Genomic DNA, 19438 nt, shown 5'->3' with positions numbered 1-19438 from the left:
ACCATGGCCCGCTCCTCACGACGCGAAGTCCTCCAGGCCCTGGCTGGCGTCAGCGGACTGGCCCTGCTCCCGGCCTGTGGCCTCCACCGCGCGGGCGCGCCCGACGTGAAGTCGACCTCCACGCCACCCGTCGCCCTCCCGCCGCCGTCCACCGCGCGGCCCCACTACTTCGTCCGCATCACCCTCGACGGTGGCTTCGACAGCGTGATGACCGTGGACGCGAAGGACCCCGCCACGGCCGGAGAGGTCGACACCGGATACCGGGCGGCCGAGCGCCTCCAGGGCACGCGCCGCCTGTTCGGGCCGCTCATCGGCGGGCTGCTGCGCCACGACGACGCGCTGTGCCTGGTCCATGGCGTCCGCTACGACACCGTCGCGCACGAGACGGGTGAGGCCATCCTGCGCGCGGGCCACCAGCGACATGGCGCCAGCACCCCGCCCTTCGGCGACGTGCTCGGAGGCCTGTTGCCGGGCAGCGCCCCCATCCCGCACCTCCACATCCAGACCGGCTTCCCGCGGCCACCGCGCCCCCTGGACGCGCTGCCGCTGCCCGGCAACCCGGAGGGCCGCGCCATTCCCCTCGCGGGAGGACTGAGCATCGACCCCGCGACGGTGGAGCTGCTCACCGGTGAGCCCCGGCGGGGCCTGTTCGACACGCCTCCCTGGTTCGAGGAGATGCAGGCCCTGCGGCACGAGGAGGCCCGCCAGTGGCTCGGCGGGAGACCGGAGGAGTTCGCCGCACACGAGCAGACGCTCCAACAGGGCCAGCACCTCCAGCGCCTGCTATCCACCGCGGACCGACACACGGCGCTTCGTGGAAGTCCGCTGGGGCCCGGCCTCCAGCTCGCCTTCCATGCCGTGCGTGGCAATCACGCCCGCTTCGTCACCGTGCGCTCGCCGCGCGTCTGGTTGGACACGCACACCGACAACGTGGCGCTCCAGTCAGCGCGCACGCGCCCCATCTTCGACGACATCGCCGGCTTCCTGGACCTGCTCCAGCGCGAGCGCAACGCGTTCGGCACGCTCCTGGAGCAGACCACCATCGTGATCGCCTCCGAGCTGGGCCGCTTCCCCAAGCTGAACATGGTGCGGGGCAAGGACCACTGGCCCGAGAACAGCTGGATCCTCCTGGGGCGCGGCATCCGCGCGGGCGCGACGGTCGGCCAGACGGACGCGAGGTTCCGCGGCGTCTCCATCGACTATCGCAGCGGCAGCGCCACCGAGGGGCAACGGCGCCCGCTCGAAATCGACGCGCTCTTCGCCACCCTGCTGCACCTGGCCGGAGGAGATCCGCTCCGCCACGACTACGGGCGGGACATGCTGCTGCACGGCATCCTCGCCTGACGAAGACGACGAACCCCGACAGCTCGCTCGCCCTCCCCGGTGGGTCTCGTCTTGCCTGACGTTCGCTGAACAAAGCCCGAAGTCCACCCGCTGCCCCAACCTATCCGGAGACGTTCATGCAAGGAGCCAAGCAGCCCATCGCGAAACACCTGAAGACCCTGACCGGCCGTGTCGCCGTGGTGACCGGCGCCAGCCGCGGCGCGGGTCGCGCCATCGCCCTGGTGCTCGCCGAAGCCGGCGCCACTGTCTACGTCACCGGTCGAAGCGCCTCTGCCGGACAGACCACCGAAGGGCTCCCCGGCACGGTGGAGAACGCCGCCGAGGAAGTGACGCAGCGAGGGGGGAAGGGAATCGCCGCGCGGGTGGACCACACGAACGAGCAGGACGTGGCCGCGTTCTTCGAGCGCGTCAAGCGCGAGTCCGGGCGGCTGGACCTGCTCGTCAACAACGTCTGGGGAGGTTACGAGCAGTATGACGGCCCCGACTTCGACCTGCCGTTCTGGGAGCAGCCCACGGAGAAGCGCTGGCAGGGCATGTATGTCGCCGGCCTGCGCGCGCACTTCCTGTCGAGCCGGTTCGCCGCGCCGCTGCTCATCGGGCGCAAGGCCGACGCGCCTCCGGGCCTCATCGTCAACACGGTGGGCTGGGCCTACGGCGAGTACCTGCGCAACCTGTACTACGACGTCGCCAAGTCCGCGATCATCCGCATGAGCTTTGGCATGGGGCTGGAGTTGAAGAAGCACCACGTCGCGGCGGTGGCCCTGGCACCGGGCTTCATGCGCACCGAGCGAGTGATGGCCGAGCACGCCAAGGGTCCCTTCGACCTGAGCGGCACCGAGTCGCCCGAGTACGGAGGCAGGGCCGTGGCCGCGCTGGCCGGGGATCCGCGCATCATGGAGCGCAGCGGGAAGCTGTTCACCTCCGGCGACCTGGCGCGCGAGTACGGCTTCACGGACGTGGATGGCAAGCAGCCCGAGGGCTTCCGCATCCCGCCCTACGGGGAGGACGAGGCCCCCCAGAGCACGGGGACCTGAGCACTTGCTCCGTGGGCCCGCCCCGCCATGACGGGACGGGCCCGCCTCCGAGCCTCAGGACTCCAACGCGAAGTCGAACCCCAGCAAGGTGCTGCCCGCCTGCGCGAACCATCCATCCGTGGCGGAGGCGTGCTGGGTGAGCACATGGATGTCGCGGAAGCGCCGCTGGAGGGTGGAGCCGTCCCGGACGGGGCTGGTGCCGCTGGCGCGATAGCAGGCGCTCACCACCTCGGCGGCGGTGTCCACGAGCCACGCGGTGGTGCTTAGAATCTCCGGTGCGAAGCCGGAGGCGGAGTCCGGCGCCTCGACGCAGGTGGTCCAGAAGCGCCCCGAGAGTTCCTGGAGCAGGGCGCGCGCCGCGCGCAGGTCGGATTGGGCGCGCCCCAGCCGGTGCTGGAACTGGGGTGACTCGCGCAGGGTGTGGCGCGCATACAGGCGCTTCTTCCCCGCCTTCGCCAGGGCGACCACGTCGTCGAGCGCCGCCTGCGCGATTCCGACCGCCACCGCGCCGATGTGCAGGCTGATCTGGAGCGGAGGGGCCACGAAGTGGGGGCTGGGGTGGCAGGGGCGGGCCGCGGCGACGTCAAAGGCATACGCCTCCGGCACGAAGACATCCTCGACGGAGATGTCGTGACTGCCACTGCCACGCATCCCGAGGACCTGCCAGTTGTCGAGGATGCGCGCGGAGGAGGCGGGCACCAGCACGGTGCGCAGCGCCGGCTTGCCATCCGTGCCCATCACAGGCTTTCCCGATTCGTCCTTCAGGGCGCAGCTTCCGTAGAACCAATCACTGTGATGGCACCCCGTGGCGAAGTTCCACCGCCCCGTGACGCGATAGCCTCCCACCACCGTCCGCGCCTCTCCCTGCGCCGCCATGGCGCCCGCCGCGACGATGTCCGGGCTCGCCGCGTGGATGGCATCGAACTCCGAGCGTGGCAACACCGCGAACAGATGGGGGCTGCCCACGCCAATCATGGTCGTCCAACCGAGGGAGCCGTCGATTCGACCCAGCTCCTCCAGCACTTCCAGCCCCTCCAGGAGCGACAGGTCGAGTCCGCCATGACTGCGCGGCACGAACATCCGGAACACCCCCGCTGACTTGAGCAGGCCAATCACATCGGCGGGAATCCTCCTCGCCAACTCGATTTCCGCGCCCCGCGCGGAGAGGGATGGTGCGAGTTCGCGTACCGCCTGGAGGACCGCGGACCGACTGTTCGTCTTCACGTGCGACTCCCGGGAACGAGGGACACGAGGCCTTCCACGCAGCGCTCACCAGGGACATCTCCACACCTGGCGCGTGCCTCTGACGCAACTCCTATCATAGACTAGACTAACTAGTAATTCGAACCAGACAGACAACAACAGCAAAACATTGCCATGTGGGCATAGCCCCATTCCAGATGGACAGGTCCCAACGCACTCCATTCCCGGTGCAGGATGGGGCATGCATGTCACCGAGGACGCACTCCGAAGGTTCGTCGTCTCCCTGAGGAAGGGCGCAGCCGGGACGGAGTCCTCTCCCACCGTACGGGACTTCGCCGAGCGCGCCCACAAGCTCGACCCGCGCAGCCTGGTTCGTGAAGGCACGGCGCTCCTGAAGAAGGAAGAGGACGCCGCCATCGCACGCGTGGTGCTGCGCGCACTCCGAGGCCTGCGGGGAGACATCGAAGAGCATGGCGACCACAGCGAATTCGCCGACGAGGCCTCCTTCGTGAGGCGCGCTGTCTCCACCTGGGAGAAGCGGGTGGATGACGACGGGGAGGACGTGCTGCTCGCCGACAACCTCGAGTCGTCCCTGGTGGCGGTGGTGCCGTCGTCCAGCATCACCCCCGCGGAGGAGAAGGCCTGGAAGGTGCTCGTCAAGAGCCGCCGCCTCGCCACGGCGCTCATGGCCCTCGTGAAGAAGCCCGTCACCCCGTGGTTCGCCGAGCTGGCGGCGGCGTACATCGGGCGCGAGGTGACGCACATCGCGAAGAGCTCGCGCGCCGAGTCCTGGCAGTCAAAGCTCGACGACGTGCCGGTGCTGCTCGGTCTGCTGCCCGAACTGGGCAACCCACCCATCTTCACCCCTCGCGTGCTGCGCGCCGCCAACCTCGTGCTGCTCTGTCACAAGCACGCACCGACGCGTGAGGCACTGGCCGCGATGGGCACACTCGGGGCTTCCGCCGCGGACACGGAGGGCGTCGCGCGCATCAAGCGACGGGCCGCGGTGATGGAGGCTGCCCGCGCCGCGAATGCGCGACGGACAACGAAGGCGGCGCCACCGGACAGGAAGACGACGCCACCGGCCAGGAAGACGGCGTCACGGGCCAAGAAGGCGGCGCCACCAGTCAATCAGGCGGCGTCACCGGCCAGGAAGACGGCGTCACGGGCCAAGAAGGCGGCGCCACCAGTCAATCAGGTGGCGCGACGGAAGACGACTCGCTCCTCGACGCGTCCGGCGCCCCGATAAGAGTGGGCCAGCTTGCGAGGCGGGTGGCCACCGCGTGAGGAATCAGGGCGATTCGCGGCCAGCCGCTGTCGACGCCTATGGAGGACCCGTACGCCTCTCCACGGGAGCGGCGCACCGCCCTGCCGAACGGCGAGGAAGGGGTCACCCGCCTGCGATCAACCCAGCCGCTGTCAAACCTCATCAATTCTCAGCAACGAGACTCGGTACCCCATCCGCTCCAGGCGGTCATGTGCGTAGCTCAGATTGAGCTGACTGAAGAACGGGAGGGAATGCGGCCACTTGGGGTTGCTCTTTGTGATGACCGCGAACACAACTTCAAACTCCGCCGGATTCGGGCGCTCCTGCGGGATCAGACTCTTCAACGTCGGATGGATCTTCAGTACATGATTCCGGGCGTGGTTCCTGAATTCTTGATCCATCCAGAACGCATCCGCCGAGACAACGCCTTGAGAAAAAAGATGGCTGAGTGTCGAGGACCGTGTCTTCCGCTTCACGTGCACGAACTGCCGATCCTTCGTGAGCAGGTCGCAGACCTCGATCGACGTCTTGCCCTCCGCGACATATGAGTTCTTCTTGTCCATCAAGATGAACCCTCGCGACTTGGCGACGTTGAAGTTGTAGTCGTCCTCCCGGTCCGTGCTCTTCGCGGCAGGAAGAATGAGCGTCGACTTCTTGATGGTTCCGACCCGGTCTCTCACCTCATCAGCGAAACGCTTGGCGACTCGGAACCAATCGCCCCCGGAGAGCACGAAGACCTCTCCCTTTTCCTCCGCCTCGAACACAATCGAGTCATACACACTCCACTTGGACACGGGCGCATTCGCCGCGCCAAAGTGAACCTGAACATGGTCTCGCTTGAGGTCGGCGACCGACACCGTTTCATCCTTCGTCTTGAGATAGTCCTCCATCAACAGGTCATGGCGCGGCGTCGGGTCCGCTTCCGTCGAGAACGAAAGCCCCGATGATTCACTCCAGTCGATGACCTCGGGCGTGGCCAGATGGAGGGCGTCGGCTGAGCCTGCCTGAATCTTTTCGATCAACCTGCGATTCAACTCCCCCATCACTGCCTGGTCTCGAACCGACCGGAGATGATCGAACCAGGGGAAGTGCTTCTTGTACTCCTGGCTCTGATAGGCGGCGAAGAGCTCCTGGCTCTTCTCCCCAAGCTGTTCGACCTCCACTTTGGCGCTCAGCGAAAGCGAGTCAGAACCGACTATCAACTTCGCGAACTCCTCACTCTTGGGCTTCCCCGCGATGACCCGGAGGATGTCCTGATTCAGATTGAGAGCGAATGCATCCATCGGTGAGTTTCGACTCAGTTGCTTTCGCGTCTGCGTCGTCAGGTCCTCGACCTTGCGAGCATCCACGCTCCGCAACTGGGTAGGATCGACCGAGTTCAAGACCACCTTGAGGCCGAAGTCCCGCTCGAAGCAGTCGGCTCGAAGGAGGTTCCGGCCATGTCCTTGCGTGAAGGCGACGATCCTTTTCTTCAGCCGGACAAAGAATACCCCGCACACGTTCTGGTTCTTGAGCGTCGGCAGCTTCTTCGCCACGATCGTCTCCAGGAACTCCATCCACGGAGGTGAGCGCGCCTTCTTCGCCTGGAGGTAGAAGTCAGCCGAATAGGAAAGCCGCGCTGACAACTCCACCTTCTCCACCGCGCTGACGTCCTTGAGACAGTCCTCGGGCTTCTTGAATTCGTCCTTGATCAGCAGCGCGGTCAGATGCCTGACACGTGCCCGACTCTTCTGCATAGCCATACGTCCCCCTATCTGGCGCGCCGCACCTCGACGCGCCAGTTGCACTCGTCATGAACCGAGAAGCACCACGCGGCGAACGCCACGCTCCGTCAACACGACCTCACCCGGCGGGAGTGGACTCCTGAGCCAACTCCCGCAGGTCGAACTCCTTCATCCCTCTCAGGGTGCGATAGCGCTCCGGAAACGCGGTCAGGATGAGCAGCTGCAGCGACTCCCCCGCCCTCTCAATCAACTCCAGCGCGCGCCGATGGCGGACCGCGTCCGTGTTGACCAGGGCATCATCCAGGACCACGAGCTGCGGCTCCGGCTTCGTCCCTTGCTTCGACAGCATCTCCCCGAGAGCCAGGCGCAGCGCGAACAGGGTCTGCTCCTGCATTCCCCATGAGAAGCTCGCCAGCGACCTCGCCCCGTCGGGAGTCTCCATCGCCGCGTCGATGAACTCCGGCCCCAGTGAGAGCACCTCGTTCCGCCCATCTCCACGGATGTGCTCCAAGCGCGCATGCACCGCGTCCTGGATAGGTGCCACGAACGTCCGGTTCACCTGCTCCTGCCAGTGGCCCACCAGCTTTCGGAGAATCTCTGCCGCCTCGGCCCGGGTCTTGAGTTGCAGGTGCTCCTCCGTCGCAAGCACGAGCCGCTCCTCCGCCTCCCCCAATCGCGAGTACACCCCTGCCTCCGCCGCCCGCCCCAGCAACGTCTCCGCGCGGATGATTCGCTCCTGGGCCTTCTTTTCCGCGCCTACGACTCGCTCCCTCGCCTCGTCGAGCTGGCGGCGCTGCGTGGCCGCCCGCTCCTCCGGACGGGGAAGCCGCGCCCTCAACCCCGTCACCATGTTCTTCAGGCGCTCTAGCTCCCCATGAGCCCGTTCGACCTCCGCCCCCAGTTGCTCCAGCGACATGCCCAGCGCATGGAGCTGTGCCTTCATCGTCAGCTCCAGCTCTCGCGCTGTCTGCATCGCGGAGTCCCGCTCCTGGGCAAGACCCCGTACCTGCCTCTCCACCTGGCGATACACCGCCTCAGCGTCGTCCTTCGCCTTCTCGCGCTCCTTCACCTCCTGCTTGCGGAGCCTCAGCTCCTCGGAGAGCACGACGAGTTCATGGGTCGGGTACGTGGCCAGGGCAGCCACCGCGAGATTGAGCTGCCCCGCCAGGGTCCCCACCTTCCCCGCCTGTTCGCGACGCTTCTCCCGGAGAGCCTCCACGCTCTCAAAGCCCGCGGCCTCCAGAAACGTCTCCAGCGCGCCTTCGTGCTTCGCCTGCTCCTGGAGTACCACTTGCTGTGATTCCCACTCCCCACGCAACCGCTGCGGACTCTCCACACCATGCTCGTGGAGCCGGCGTGTCAGCTCCTTGCGGAACTTCTCCACGTCCGCCTGGATGTTCCCGATCTCCTCGGCCCCGGTGCGAACGCGCACCTCCCCGACGCCCTTGATGCGCAGGCTTCCCGCGCTCACGCCCGCGAACAGCTTCTGCTCGGCCTTCGCCAGTTCGTGCCGCTGGACCTGTCCCTCCGCCTCCCACTCGATGCTCCGAGACCCTTCCGCCTTGAAGACGACCTCGATTCCCCGCGCCTCCAGTTTGTCCTGCGCCTGCCGCAGCTTGCGCTCGACGTCCTCCGCGCGCTTGACGTCGGATTCGGACAGCGTCTTCAACGCCGCTGTTCTTCGCCGCAATCCCTCCACGGCGGTCTCCAGCCGCTCCCCCTGCTTGAGCTGTCCATCCAGCCGCTGCTGCTCCACCAGCGCCTGCCGGGCCTTCTCCAGCAGACGTCCGCGCTCCTGCCGCTGCTCCGCCTTCTCCTGCTCTCCGAGCTGCGCCTGGAACAGCTCCCGGGCCTGTCGGAACGACGCTTCCTGGCCAATCAACCCCTCTCGCGCCTTCTGGAGGACCGGCTCCTTCTCCGCCACGACAGCCTGATGCCGAGCCACGTTCTGGCGAAGCGCGAGCAGCTCCCGCTGCTTCCCATCCAGGTGCTCCCATTCCTGGTGCTGGCGCTCCACATCCTTGTCCCGGAGCGCGATCTGCTGCTCCAACTGCGTCTCCGCCTCCACACGCGCCTGAAGCGCGGAGAACCGCGCCTCGAGGGCCCCCCGCTCCCCAGCGAGGTCGCCCAGCGCGCTCCTCGCCTCCTCCATGTCCCGGGCGTGCTCCGCGCTCGCATCCTGCTGGGCGCGAATTCCCCGCAGCTCTTCCTCGAGAGACGCCACGAGCGCCGCCTTCAACTCCAGCTCGCTGCCGGTCACCACCTTGCCTTTCTTCAGCGTGAAAAACTGGCGATAGGCGTCCTCCACCCGCTTCAACACCCCTTGCTCCTGCTCGCTCAGCACCGCGACGCCCACCGCCTCCATGAGCCGAGCCTTCAGGGGCGTGTCCAGACCGGGCAGCACATGACGCTCGGCGGATTGACCCAGCCAGAGCAGGCGGGCCAGTCCCCACTGGCCCGGCTTCGTCGCACCGGCCTGCGCTCCTCCGGAGAAGAGGAACCCTCGCGCCATTTCGTCTGCCCGCTGCGAGTCGGCGAGCCGCTCGAACCGCGTCCCCGTCCATTCGTCCAGCAGGCTCGTGGCGTCATCCAGGAACGCCTTCTCCAACCGATAGCGCTTGCCACCGGAGTCCAGCTCCAGTGTCACCCGCGGCGACAGCGTCGTCCCCCAGGGCCGCAGGTTCTGTATCTCCCGGTCCCTCGTCGAGTTCCGGTCGAACAGTGCCCGCGCGAGGGCCAGGACGAGACTCGACTTCCCTGTCTCGTTCGGCGCATGGACGACATGGATGCCCACCCCCAGCCCGGACAGCTCCACGGGATTGCGGAAGCAACGGAAATGCTGAACTCGAAGCCTGCGCAGAATCATCGCCACGCCTCCATCACCAGCTCCGACAAGAGACACCTGGCCGCGATCCGCCCCGCTTCCGAGGCGTCGACCAGCCCGGGAGACAAGGGTCGCGACAACTCCTCCAGGAGCGAAGCCACCAGGGAGCTGGAGGCGACCACCTCGGCGAGCCGTCCCTCCACCTCCGCCTTCGGAATGTCGCGACGCTCGACGGAAACATGCAGGAACGCCCGCCCCAGCAATCCTTCCTTGAGACGGTCCACGACCGGTGTGGCGGCATCCGAGGAGGCGCCCGTGGTGCGAATCCGCAGCAGGGTCCTGGCCGGCTGGGCCGCGTCCTTCATGAGCCCCAGGACACGCGCCGCCTCCCGCTCCGGGTCCTGGCCCAGATCCAACTCCAGGGTGCGCCACACCAGCGAGCCGGTGGGAACGGGGGTCAGCCGAGGCACGTCGCCCCGCGAGGCAATCTCCACGAGCAGCGCCTGCCCCGAGCCATCCTCACCGAACTTCGTCGTCTCATGCGCCCCCGCATAGGCGGTGCGCTCCTCGTGGACGTATTGCCCGTGCCAGTGACCCAGCGCGAGATAGTCGAGCCCCACTCGCGCCACCGCATCCAGGGCAATCGGGAAGTCGTCCAGGGCGTGCTTCCCCTCGATACGAAGGGAGCCATGGGCCACGCCAACGCGGATGGCGTCCACGTCCGCGCGGGCCCGCCACTCGCCCGTTGGATCCTTCATTCCCTTCTTCTGTCGAAGCGGGGCGGCGAGCAGCACCGCCGCCGTCCCTGGAATGGGAACCGGCGCATCTCCATCCAGCATGCGGACATGCGCGGGCCGCTGCTTCCAGGAAGCGCGATGGTAGACGGCGTCAGGCGTCAGCGCGTCATGGTTGCCCGGCAGGACGAACACCGGCGCGCGCGCTCCCTCCAGCACCGCCACCACCTGATGCACGAGCCGGTCCTCGACCAGGTTGTCCTCGAAGATGTCACCCGCGAGCACGACGGCATCCACCTGATGGCTGTTCGCCGCCTGAATGACATTGCGTGCCGCCTCCAACCTCGCCTCGCGCACCGCTGACGCCACCTGGGCGACGTGTCTCGCCCGAAGCCCCATCTGCCAATCCGCGGAATGAAGAATCCTGACCATGACTCACCGATGTGCCGCGAAGTCCAGACGCGGCGGAAGGAGTGTCGCCCCGAACTCGAGCGCGCTCTCTCCACACACCGTACCGACGCACGGGATGGCCAGGACATACCTCCCGAGGAGTAGGCGCCCCGTCCCCGCGACCCACCGGATGAGTGAGGACGCACCCACCCGGGTAGTCAATATCAGACGCATCAATCCATCCTGAGGGCGTTTCATTGTCCGGTCGGCTCCGCTAGGCTCGACACCCGCAAAGGCTCACCGCCAGAGTGCCTCGACTCCGACCTGTCCGGCGGAGCTCGGTCCCTTCGCGCGTCCCGAGCCTGGGAGGTCGGGCGTCGGGCAGCGAGGGCACCTACCACTGGAGTGGTAGGGACAGCGTTCTCTCTCTTGTCTATTGAGAGGGCAGACGGTCTGGGCAATCGCGGGGCGCGCTCCCGCATGCAGGGGGATGGACATGGTTTTCGACTCTCGTGAATTCCTGCTGAGGGACAAGGTCATCGCGGCGCTCAACAGCTCCCTGAACCTCTCCGAGGTCATGGAGAGGGTCCGCGGCCTCTTCCTGGAACTGATTCCCGCGGAGTACATGGGGCTGTGCATCGTCGCCCCTGGCCAGCCCATCCCCTACCGGTGGCTGGTTCCCGGCCCTCGCGTTCCGCTCCTGGAGCAGTCCGAATACGACAAGGTGGCCGACGACGACTTCGTGCGCAGGGCGCTGTTGCGCCAGCTCGACACCGTCCTCCGGGACTCGGAGATGGTGTCGCGCAGGGAGCTGGAAGCAAGCCAGCTCTACCAGCGCAGCCAAGAGCTGGAACTGCGACTGGAACACGTCATGGCCGTTCTCATGAACGTGCGCCCGGGCGTCTTCGGCGGCTTCACGCTCTACCGCGACCGCCGACACCCGTTCTCCGAGCGCGCCGTCGCCCTGCTCACCAGCCTCACGCCGCACCTGGCCAACACGGTGCGCAACTGCGGCGAGATGTGGGTGGCCTCCACGGGCGTGCGCCTCCTGGAGCAAATCCACGAGAATGACCGCTCCGCGTTCATCGTGGTGGACCCGCCCGCCCTCGAACGACTGCGCTCACCCCGGGCCACCACGCTGCTCGAGCAGTGGTTCACCCGCTCCGACCTCCACGGTTCCGGCCTGCCCGAGGTCCTCGTGGACCGGCTGGTCGCCCTGACTCGCATGTCCCCGGACGAGCGGCTTCAGGCGAACGTCTGGGTGAGGTCACTCGATGACTCGCACCGGGTGGTGAAGTTCATCGAGCTCCCCGAGCCCCAGGGCCCCAGCCCCTGGGCGCTCATCCTTCACGAGATTCCCCACTCGATTCCGCTCCCCGAGCAGATGAAGCGGCGGCTCACCAGTCGCCAGGTCACCATCGCCCAGGCGCTGCTCAGGAACTGGTCCAACGAGCAGATTGCCCGTGAATACGGCCTCTCCATCGACACGGTGAAGACACACATCCGGGACATCTTCAGCACGGACCGGCTGAACTGCGACAGCCGCGCCGATTTCCTCTACCAGGCCGCCCGCCTGATGAAGCCCATCTGACCCACCACGGGCGGACCCGGCCCTTCCTCCGGACCCGCCCGTGGCGCCCCGTGTCCCTGGCGGCTCAGAACTCCGGCAGGGACAGCAGATTGTCGAAACGACTGCCGTTCGGCACCGACCGCAGATAGGGCGGTCGCGCATTGACGACCTCTACCCGCGCCTCCACGGGCAGGGCCTGAACCCTCGCGTCCCCACCGTCATCAATCCATTCCACCATCTGCTGCCGCGTACTCGTCCCCGTCATGAGGCCCTCACGCCAGCGAACCAGCGCGATGTGCTCGAGTCGTCTGCCGCCCTCGAGGTGGATGTGAGTGATGTAACGCATGAAGCGCCCCCTGGTGTGGATGCCTTGTCTCGACTGGGAGAATGGCGCTGGCCAGGAGGGTCGTCTCTACCTCGCCAGGGGTATGGGAGTTCACCGCTCGCGGAAGAAACCTGGATACACGACGCGCGTCGTGCGAGCAGACAACAGCACGGCGGACTGTTCCTCCACATCCGTCAGCGTCCGGAGCACGGACGTCAGCTCCGCCACATGGTCTTCATCCAGACCTCCGTGGCCGCGCAGGAACGTCACCGCCTTGCCGATGTTCGCAATGGCATCCGCCTGAATCAGGTGCTCCGCGGCCCCGGTCGCGCGCGTCACGGAGAGGTATTCCAGGACATACGCCGTGCCCAGGAACGCGGTGGGAATGCCCGCCCGGGAGGTGAAGAAGTTCCAGCTGGTATAGGCCTCCACCGCCGGAGACGGGCCCGTGGACAGGACCCGCTCCTCCGAGCACCCCAGGTTCTTCAGGTCCGTCAGCAACCAGCGCTCGTGGCCGCGCTCCTCCTCGGCCTTCTGGAGCAGCAGGTCCGCCAGCCTCGGGTGCCGCCCCAGGTGCTTCAGGCGCGTCCCCGCGCCCTTCAGCAGCGGCAGGCTCCAGCGGACGTAGTGATACGTCTGCACCAGGTAGTGGACATAGCCCTCCCGGTCGAGCGTGCCGGCGAACAGGCGGCTTGCGTCAGGATGCGCATCCAGCGCCGCCACGAGCGCGCGGCCCTCCTGCTCCAGCAGGTCCACCCAATCCATCGACTTCGGGCTCTCCATCGTCGTCTGCACGGACGTCTCCTGTCCGGGGCGTGGGCTCCCGGCTGTTGCGCGTTGAAGGTGAAGGAAGAAAAGCGGGTCGCCCTGGGGCTAGCCGGCGCGACGCACGATGCCGTCGAGCGCGCGGAACCGCTCCAGGGTGCTGGCGGGAATCTCGTCGAGCGCGGCGAGGAGCGGCAGGGTGAAGCGGCGGAAGCTCGCGTCGTAGAGTGGCTCCGCGATGAACCGCGCGCCCATCTTCCTGGCGAACAACGAGGGCGCCCTCGGCATCCGCAGCCCGCCCAGGTTTCCCTGTCCCGCGCGCTCACGCTCCATGGGCGTATAGAAGGGGCTGCTGGGGAGGACCGGAGACTCCGAGGGCTCGGAGACCCTCACCCGCCAGCGAGGGCTCACCCAGCCCCGGTGCGCCGCCACCCGGGCGATGAGACTCGCGTCCTCCCTCGAATCCGTGTCCAGGTTCGCCGCGGCGATCCAGTGCGTCACGCCGCGTCCGCGGCTCTCCGCGTAGATGCCCGCCTGCAGGTGCGCCACCGCCTCGGAGTGCCTCCAACGCTCGAGCACACAGAAGCGCGCGGTCTCCGCGAACACCATCCCAGGTCCGCCCAGACCCGACAGGTCCAGCTTCTGCTCCAGTTCGATACCCAGCCGGCCCCCCGTGGCGAGCGCCACCTCCGGGCTCGTCATCAACATCCGCAACGTCGCCACCGGCTCGCGGTCCGCGTAGACCACCAGATGCACCGTGGTCTCCAGCGTGTCGAAACAGCTCACCTCCCGCCTCGACGGCGGCGCCTTTCCGGAAATCAACCTCAGTTCCCCCCCAAAGACAGCCCAGCGGACACGAAGCGCGTCATCGAGCTCTCGCTGGGTGGTGGCTACTCGGCAGTGCATGGACGTCATGGGTTCCCTCTCGAACTCGGGTCGGTCGCGGCGACTCACCGTCTCCTGTCCATTCATTCGTTGCCGGGATCCAAAGTGCGCGGGGCGTTCATTTTCTCCTCTCGCGCGCGGCGGCATACCACCTGGGAGGTACAGACTGACGGACTGATCTCCAGCAACCTTTCATGGAGATGCACAAACCCGCCTCCGTCGAACTCACCAGGGTGGGAACGAACATACATGTCGCAGTCAACCCGAGAGCGGGCAGGAGTTTCCCGGTGAGGAGTGGGGATGAGTTTTCCATCACAAGCGGAGGAACAGGCACTTCATGAGCGCGTCCTTAAAAAGAATGAGTCACTGGCCTCCCAGGACGTCTTCAGGGTCTTCATGGCCCCCATCACCCGAGTGCTTTGCCGCAACCGGAGAAAAACCAAAGAGGAGGCGCACGACGCGGTCTGCGACGTCCTCATGGAGTATTTGGAGAATCCCGAACGGTACCTGGCCCACAAGAGCAAGCTGTCCTCGTATTTGACCCGGAACGCCGAAATGCAGGTCCGGGACATGTACCGCTCCCAGGAGGCCCGCCAGCGCCGAGAAAGGGAATTCGGGGAGGCAATCGAACTTCGCGCGACGGCTCCGAATAGAAGCCTGGAGATCATCGTGGAGGCACGACACCTCGTGGGACAACTCGAACAGGCCATTCAGGAGCAGGACCGGGCCGCCCTCGGGCTCATCCTCCAAGGTGAGCGCTCCACCGACGCCCTGGCCAAGGCCATGAACCTGCCGCAGCTGTCGGAGAAAGAGCTCCGCCGCGAGGTGAAACGGAACCGGGACCGCCTCATGAAGACCCTGGGACGGATCGGGAAGGAGGAGTGAGATGTCGAACCCTGATTGGCTCGAACGGGCCGCCCTGCGTGCCCAGCGCGCGTCCTGGACGCTTGCCTATACACTCGAGAGGTATCGCCAACTGGAGGATCGGACCGAGGCTGAACTCGCGCGGGATCTGGGCTGCACGCGGGAAGTGCTCTACTGGCTGTGTCTGTGCCGCAAACCCGAGGGCCCGGACTTCGATACCCAGGTCACCGCCATCACCGAACGTCATGAAGTGGATCTCCGGGCGCTCGTCGACGTGATTCGACACGTCGAAATCGTGGATGCCCTGTCCGAGCGGGTCGCGGACTCCAACGGAGAGGAACGTCCCATCCAGATGGCCGCGAGAGACCGCGTCCCGGGCGAGAAGACGAGTCCATGACGCCGCTCTGGCTCGAGGAGGCCGTGGAGGAGTGTGGCTTCACGGCCCCCTCGCGCTTCCCACGAAACCTGTCGACGGAGATTCCCTCGCGGCTCTCCGTCAAGGTGGTGGCCCTGCCCCACCTGACGCCGCAAGCCGTGCGGGACTGGCTCTTGCGCCGGGGTATCCGTCAGCCCGTCGAGGGTGACGCCAGTGATTTCCATGGCTGCATGGTGGCGAAAGCCGGACACGGATTCCTGTTCGTGGACAGGTCCGAGGAGAACGCCGAGCAACGCTTCACCGTCGCGCACGAGCTGTCGCACTTCATCCTGGACCAATGGCTTCCACGTCAGCGGGCCCTGCGGGTGTTTGGCGAGCAGATACTGCCGGTGCTCGACGGTCTGCGTAAGCCCACGCCGGACGAGGCCATGACGGCCCTCTTCGAGAAGCTCTCGCTGGGGCCTCCGGTGGACCTCATGGCTCGCGATGCCTCCGGACACTACGCCCGTCGAGCGGTGATGGACTCCGAGTGGCGCGCGGACCTGCTGGGCCTGGAGCTGCTGGCTCCGGCGAAGCTCGTGGTGCCACTGGTGATGGACCTCCCCGCCGAGGAGGCCACGGGCCTGCTGTTCTTCCGGTACGGGCTCCCCCGGGAGAAGGCGGACACCTACGTCCAGGAGTTGCACCGCCGCATGCGCACTCCGCGATTTTCAATCGAGCAGTTCCTGGGAGTGGAGGGAGGGTAGACATGTCGAGCAGGATTCCGCCGGAAGAGATGGGTGAGTTGTTTGGGGATGACGACTATCGGGAGGCATTCGGGGAGGACATGGCCTCCACGCTGGACCTCGACCGATGGTCCACGGGGCTCGACCTGGACAAGGTCATGGAGCGCTTCCGGAGCGAGATTGCCGGCGCCCTGCACAAGGAAGGGCGGCTGCGCACCCTCGTCCGCAACGAGATTCTCCCCCGACTGTCTACCCGCAGCGGCATGCTTCCCGAGGCGGGAGTCTACAAAGTCACGCCAGAAGAGCTGACACTCATCCACGAGCGGCTGCTCTTCCAAGGCAAGGTTGACGCCGTGGCCGGCAGCCATGCGAGCCATGACAGCCTGCCCATCGGCATCTCCCAGATTGGGGTCGGCATCGTCGGCTACCAGGGGAACTCCGGCGCCTTTTCAAAGCGGCTGTTCCGCAAGGAGATGGCCGCGCGGAACGCGAATCCCGCCCAGGAGGCGATGGATTACATCAACATGCGCCAGAACCGCTTCCAGGGGCACAAAGACACCCTGTCCCGGATGGCGCGGCGGGGCATCCGGACCTATGCGGAGCGGGCCGCGCTCTTGAGCAAGTCCTCGGCGGAGTGGCGGATGGGCATCGGGAATCCCTGCGCGCACGAGCTGCTCTCCGGCTCTGGGTACATGACCCTGCTGGAGCGCTCGCTGTCCGTGCTCCAGCGGGTCATCCATGAACACAAGAAGTTCGTCTTCGTCTCCGGCTCACTCCAGGACCGGGGCTTCCTGACGATGGGCTTCGCGCTCGACGCGGGCGAGTACGCGCTCCTCGAGACGCTCCAGAGCGATGGCGAGCACATCGTCAGGGGCTGGGAGTACGGAGGACGCAGCAAGCGCATGGCCTGGGACTTCGTGCGCGACTCGAGTTCGTGCGTCGTGAAGGGGCTGTTCCGAATTTCAGACCACTCCCCTCCCCGCCTGTTCTACGCGCACCGTGAGCACGTGCACGAGGCCGCCTGGGTGGCCATGGCCGACAGCGTGCTGCGTCCCGAGCGGGGCTTCCCCCTGCTGCTCGACGTCGCGGAGATGTCCTGCCGCAGTGCCTTTGGCGACGACGGCTTCCTGGGGCTGGTCCATGACGCCTACGCCCAGGCGGGAGCCAACCTCCAGTTCTTCAGTGAGCGCGGGATGCGCCGGTAGGGGGAGACAACCATGTCCAATGATGGCAAGGGACCAAGGCCACCAGGTCCGGGGCTGTTCGAGAACATTCCGAGTCGTCCACCGCACGGACTGAACGGACACACGGCGCCACTCCCGTCGCTCGGAGGACCTCGGGGTGAGTCGCCACATCAGACTCCGCAGCCCTCGGGCGGTGAGGACAGAAGACTTGTGCCTCCAGGTCAACCGTCACGCGCGGCCCCCACGACGGTGCGCAGGCCCGCTTCGCCCCCGGAGACGCCACCGGCGTCCGCGCGGGAGGGGCGCGGCGACGTCGTCCGTTCGACGCCACCCGAGGCCCGTGCCGCGCTCGAGGAGCTGAGGAACGACACGACGGCGTCGCAGCTCGACCCCGAACTGGAGCTGGCCGCGGGCTTCACCCACTTCGACACCGCGTCCAGCGAGGACAACCTCCTCACCGTCCTGCTGGCCCGCGACGACCTCCACCTGCTCGCCTCGCAGACGCTGGTGCGGGTGAAGTCGCGCGAGGACAAGCGCACCTATCTGGGTGTCGTCGTCCGAGGCCCCTTCACGGAGCCCAACGCCGTTCCCGCCAACTCGACGATGGCCATCGGCGTGGTGACGCACGGAAAGAAGCTCACCTACACGTTCGACTATCACGGCCGCGCGGAGGTGGAGCTGCTGGGTGAGGAAGTGGAAGGAATCCTGAAGCCTCCCCGCTTCCGGCCACGTCCCCAGAGCCCCGTGTTCGTGCTGGATGACAAGGAGAGCGAGCGCGTTCTCGGTGTGGGCGGAGACCTGTGCCTGGGCGTCGTCGTGGGCTACGAGCGCATGGAGGCCCGCCTCAATGCGCGCGACAAGTCCGTGCTGCCGCGGCACACCGGCATCATCGGTACGACGGGCGGCGGCAAGTCCACCACCGTGGCCACGCTCATCCACCGCGCCCAGGCAGAGGGCATCGCCACCGTCGTCTTCGACGTGGAGGGCGAATACACGCATGTGGATGAGCCCACGGACCACGCCGCCATGCTGGAGGCCCTCAAGCGAAGGGGCCTGCGACCTCAGGGCGTCAGGGACCTGCACCTCCACCATCTGACGGGCCGATCCAGCCGCAACCCGCGCCACAAGAACCTGCACCGCTTCGCCCTGAACTTCTCCAGCCTGTCGCCCTATGCCCTGGCCGAAATCCTGGACATGTCGGACGCGCAGCAGGAGCGCTTCCTCAAGGCCTATGACGTCACCAAGCTGCTCCTGGAGGACTTCAAGATCTTCCCGCTGAGCGACCAGGAGAAACAACAGGCGCTGGACGTGGACGAGCTGTCGACCGGCTACCCCCGGATGACCATCCAGCACGTGCTGGACGTCGTGAGCGCCTACATCTACAGCCTCAGTGACGAGGGCCGCGCAGAGGCAAAGCCCCGTGCTCGTGCCTCGTCACGACGCAAGGAGCCGCTACTGGAGGCGCTCGAGGGACTGGACCCGGCGCCCGAAGAGGACTCGCCTCCGCCAAGCCACGCGCTCTCGCTCCACAGCGAGTTCAAGAGCAACCCGGGGATGGTCATGCGCCGGGTGATGGCCCAGAGCAGCAGGGCCGAAATCAGTTGGAAGGCCCTGGCCAGCAAGCTCCACCGCCTGCGACGGCTCAACATCTTCGACGTGGGGACCGCGCCGGGCGTGGCCTACAACTCGATGCTCGCGCCGGGACGCGTGTCGGTCATCGACCTGTCGGACACGGACTCGCCCCAGCTCAACAACCTGGTCATCGCGGACATCCTGCGAGGACTCCAGGAGGCGCAGGAGGCACGCTACGAGAAGGCGAACAATCAGGACCAGGCCGTCACCCCGGTGCTCATCATCATCGAGGAGGCGCACGAGTTCCTGTCGGCCAGCCGCATCAGCCAGATGCCCGTCCTCTTCGAGCAGGTCGCCCGCATCGCCAAGCGCGGACGCAAGCGTTGGCTCGGGCTCGTCTTCGTCACGCAGCTGCCTCAACACCTCCCCAATGAGGTGCTGGGCCTGCTCAACAACTTCATCATCCACAAGATGACCGACAGCTCCGTCATCTCCCGCATGCAACGCACGGTGGGAAGCATCGACGAGAGCCTCTGGAATCGGGTGACCCGGCTCGCCCCAGGGCAGGCGCTGGTCTCCTTCAGCAATTTCGCCCGTCCGCTGATGGTGGCAGTCGACCCCGCCCCCGTGAAGCGCCTGCTCGTCGACTGAG

The 19438-nt window shown here is 66.7% G+C and carries 16 protein-coding genes; 9 read left to right on the top strand and 7 right to left on the bottom strand.

The features are described 5' to 3' along the window. Positions 1-3: 3 nt before the first annotated feature. The gene (locus HUA78_RS29990; RefSeq protein WP_174477704.1) at positions 4-1344 is read left to right on the top strand and encodes a DUF1501 domain-containing protein; all 1341 of its coding nucleotides are present in this window, start codon (positions 4-6) and stop codon (positions 1342-1344) included. A 116-nt stretch (positions 1345-1460) separates the two neighbouring features. After that, a complete protein-coding gene (locus tag HUA78_RS29985) occupies positions 1461-2378 on the top strand; it encodes an SDR family NAD(P)-dependent oxidoreductase (protein ID WP_174455634.1) in 918 nt (305 codons plus the stop codon). A 54-nt stretch (positions 2379-2432) separates the two neighbouring features. Here the strand turns inward: HUA78_RS29985 and HUA78_RS29980 are convergent, their stop codons facing one another. Beyond that, positions 2433-3602 (bottom strand): acyl-CoA dehydrogenase family protein, encoded by a 1170-nt coding sequence (locus HUA78_RS29980; protein ID WP_174455635.1) that lies wholly within the window; start codon positions 3600-3602, stop codon positions 2433-2435. 220 nt (positions 3603-3822) lie between these two features. On the opposite strand from HUA78_RS29980, the gene HUA78_RS29975 reads away from it, so the two are divergent. Then, complete coding sequence (locus tag HUA78_RS29975) at positions 3823-4830, top strand: hypothetical protein (RefSeq protein WP_174477703.1); 1008 nt, start codon at positions 3823-3825, stop codon at positions 4828-4830. Between the two features lie 170 nt (positions 4831-5000). On the opposite strand, the gene HUA78_RS29970 is transcribed toward HUA78_RS29975, so the two are convergent. Genes HUA78_RS29970 through HUA78_RS29960 form a run of 3 tightly spaced genes read right to left on the bottom strand, consistent with a single transcriptional unit; the run spans position 5001 to position 10562 of the window. Further along, positions 5001-6635, bottom strand: a complete 1635-nt coding sequence (locus HUA78_RS29970; RefSeq protein ID WP_217442648.1) for a DUF6119 family protein — start codon at positions 6633-6635, stop codon at positions 5001-5003. Positions 6636-6690: 55 nt separating this feature from the next. Continuing rightward, the gene (locus HUA78_RS29965) at positions 6691-9438 is read right to left on the bottom strand and encodes a hypothetical protein (RefSeq protein WP_174477701.1); all 2748 of its coding nucleotides are present in this window, start codon (positions 9436-9438) and stop codon (positions 6691-6693) included. Continuing rightward, positions 9435-10562: a DNA repair exonuclease gene (locus tag HUA78_RS29960; protein ID WP_174455639.1), complete on the bottom strand. Its 1128-nt coding sequence runs from the start codon at positions 10560-10562 to the stop codon at positions 9435-9437. The genes HUA78_RS29965 and HUA78_RS29960 overlap by 4 nt, the downstream gene beginning before the upstream one ends. 454 nt (positions 10563-11016) lie before the next feature. Between HUA78_RS29960 and HUA78_RS29955 the strand changes: the two genes are divergently transcribed. Continuing rightward, positions 11017-12111, top strand: coding sequence for a LuxR C-terminal-related transcriptional regulator (locus tag HUA78_RS29955; protein WP_174455640.1), 1095 nt, complete (start codon positions 11017-11019; stop codon positions 12109-12111). 64 nt (positions 12112-12175) lie between these two features. Here HUA78_RS29955 and HUA78_RS29950 read toward each other — a convergent pair whose 3' ends face one another. The 3 genes from HUA78_RS29950 to HUA78_RS29940 all read right to left on the bottom strand — a co-directional run bounded on the left by HUA78_RS29950 (position 12176) and on the right by HUA78_RS29940 (position 14095). Then, positions 12176-12436 carry a DUF3892 domain-containing protein gene (locus HUA78_RS29950; RefSeq protein ID WP_174455641.1) on the bottom strand — a complete coding sequence of 87 codons (261 nt, stop codon included), beginning with the start codon at positions 12434-12436 and terminating at the stop codon, positions 12176-12178. A 90-nt stretch (positions 12437-12526) separates the two neighbouring features. Next, entirely contained in the window at positions 12527-13210 is a 684-nt protein-coding gene (locus HUA78_RS29945; protein WP_371745690.1) for an iron-containing redox enzyme family protein, read from the bottom strand. A 78-nt stretch (positions 13211-13288) separates the two neighbouring features. Then, positions 13289-14095, bottom strand: a complete 807-nt coding sequence (locus HUA78_RS29940; RefSeq protein WP_174455642.1) for a GNAT family N-acyltransferase — start codon at positions 14093-14095, stop codon at positions 13289-13291. A gap of 270 nt (positions 14096-14365) precedes the next feature. Between HUA78_RS29940 and HUA78_RS29935 the strand changes: the two genes are divergently transcribed. From HUA78_RS29935 to HUA78_RS29915, 5 genes are read left to right on the top strand one after another with little or no spacing between them, the layout of a single operon-like run. Then, the gene (locus HUA78_RS29935; protein WP_141647512.1) at positions 14366-14950 is read left to right on the top strand and encodes an RNA polymerase sigma factor; all 585 of its coding nucleotides are present in this window, start codon (positions 14366-14368) and stop codon (positions 14948-14950) included. A gap of 1 nt (position 14951) precedes the next feature. After that, complete coding sequence (locus HUA78_RS29930; RefSeq protein WP_141647513.1) at positions 14952-15326, top strand: hypothetical protein; 375 nt, start codon at positions 14952-14954, stop codon at positions 15324-15326. Beyond that, positions 15323-16051, top strand: a complete 729-nt coding sequence (locus tag HUA78_RS29925; protein ID WP_141647514.1) for an ImmA/IrrE family metallo-endopeptidase — start codon at positions 15323-15325, stop codon at positions 16049-16051. The genes HUA78_RS29930 and HUA78_RS29925 overlap by 4 nt, the downstream gene beginning before the upstream one ends. A gap of 2 nt (positions 16052-16053) precedes the next feature. Beyond that, positions 16054-17235 carry a hypothetical protein gene (locus HUA78_RS29920; RefSeq protein ID WP_141647515.1) on the top strand — a complete coding sequence of 394 codons (1182 nt, stop codon included), beginning with the start codon at positions 16054-16056 and terminating at the stop codon, positions 17233-17235. Between the two features lie 12 nt (positions 17236-17247). Next, complete coding sequence (locus HUA78_RS29915) at positions 17248-19437, top strand: ATP-binding protein (protein WP_174477700.1); 2190 nt, start codon at positions 17248-17250, stop codon at positions 19435-19437. Position 19438 lies beyond the last annotated feature (1 nt).

The sequence above is a fragment of the Myxococcus sp. CA033 genome, assembly GCF_013336625.1.
In the GTDB taxonomy this organism is placed as follows: domain Bacteria; phylum Myxococcota; class Myxococcia; order Myxococcales; family Myxococcaceae; genus Myxococcus; species Myxococcus llanfairpwllgwyngyllgogerychwyrndrobwllllantysiliogogogochensis.
The sequence above is the reverse complement of the archived record's forward strand: the minus strand, read 5'-3'. Positions and strand labels throughout refer to the sequence as shown.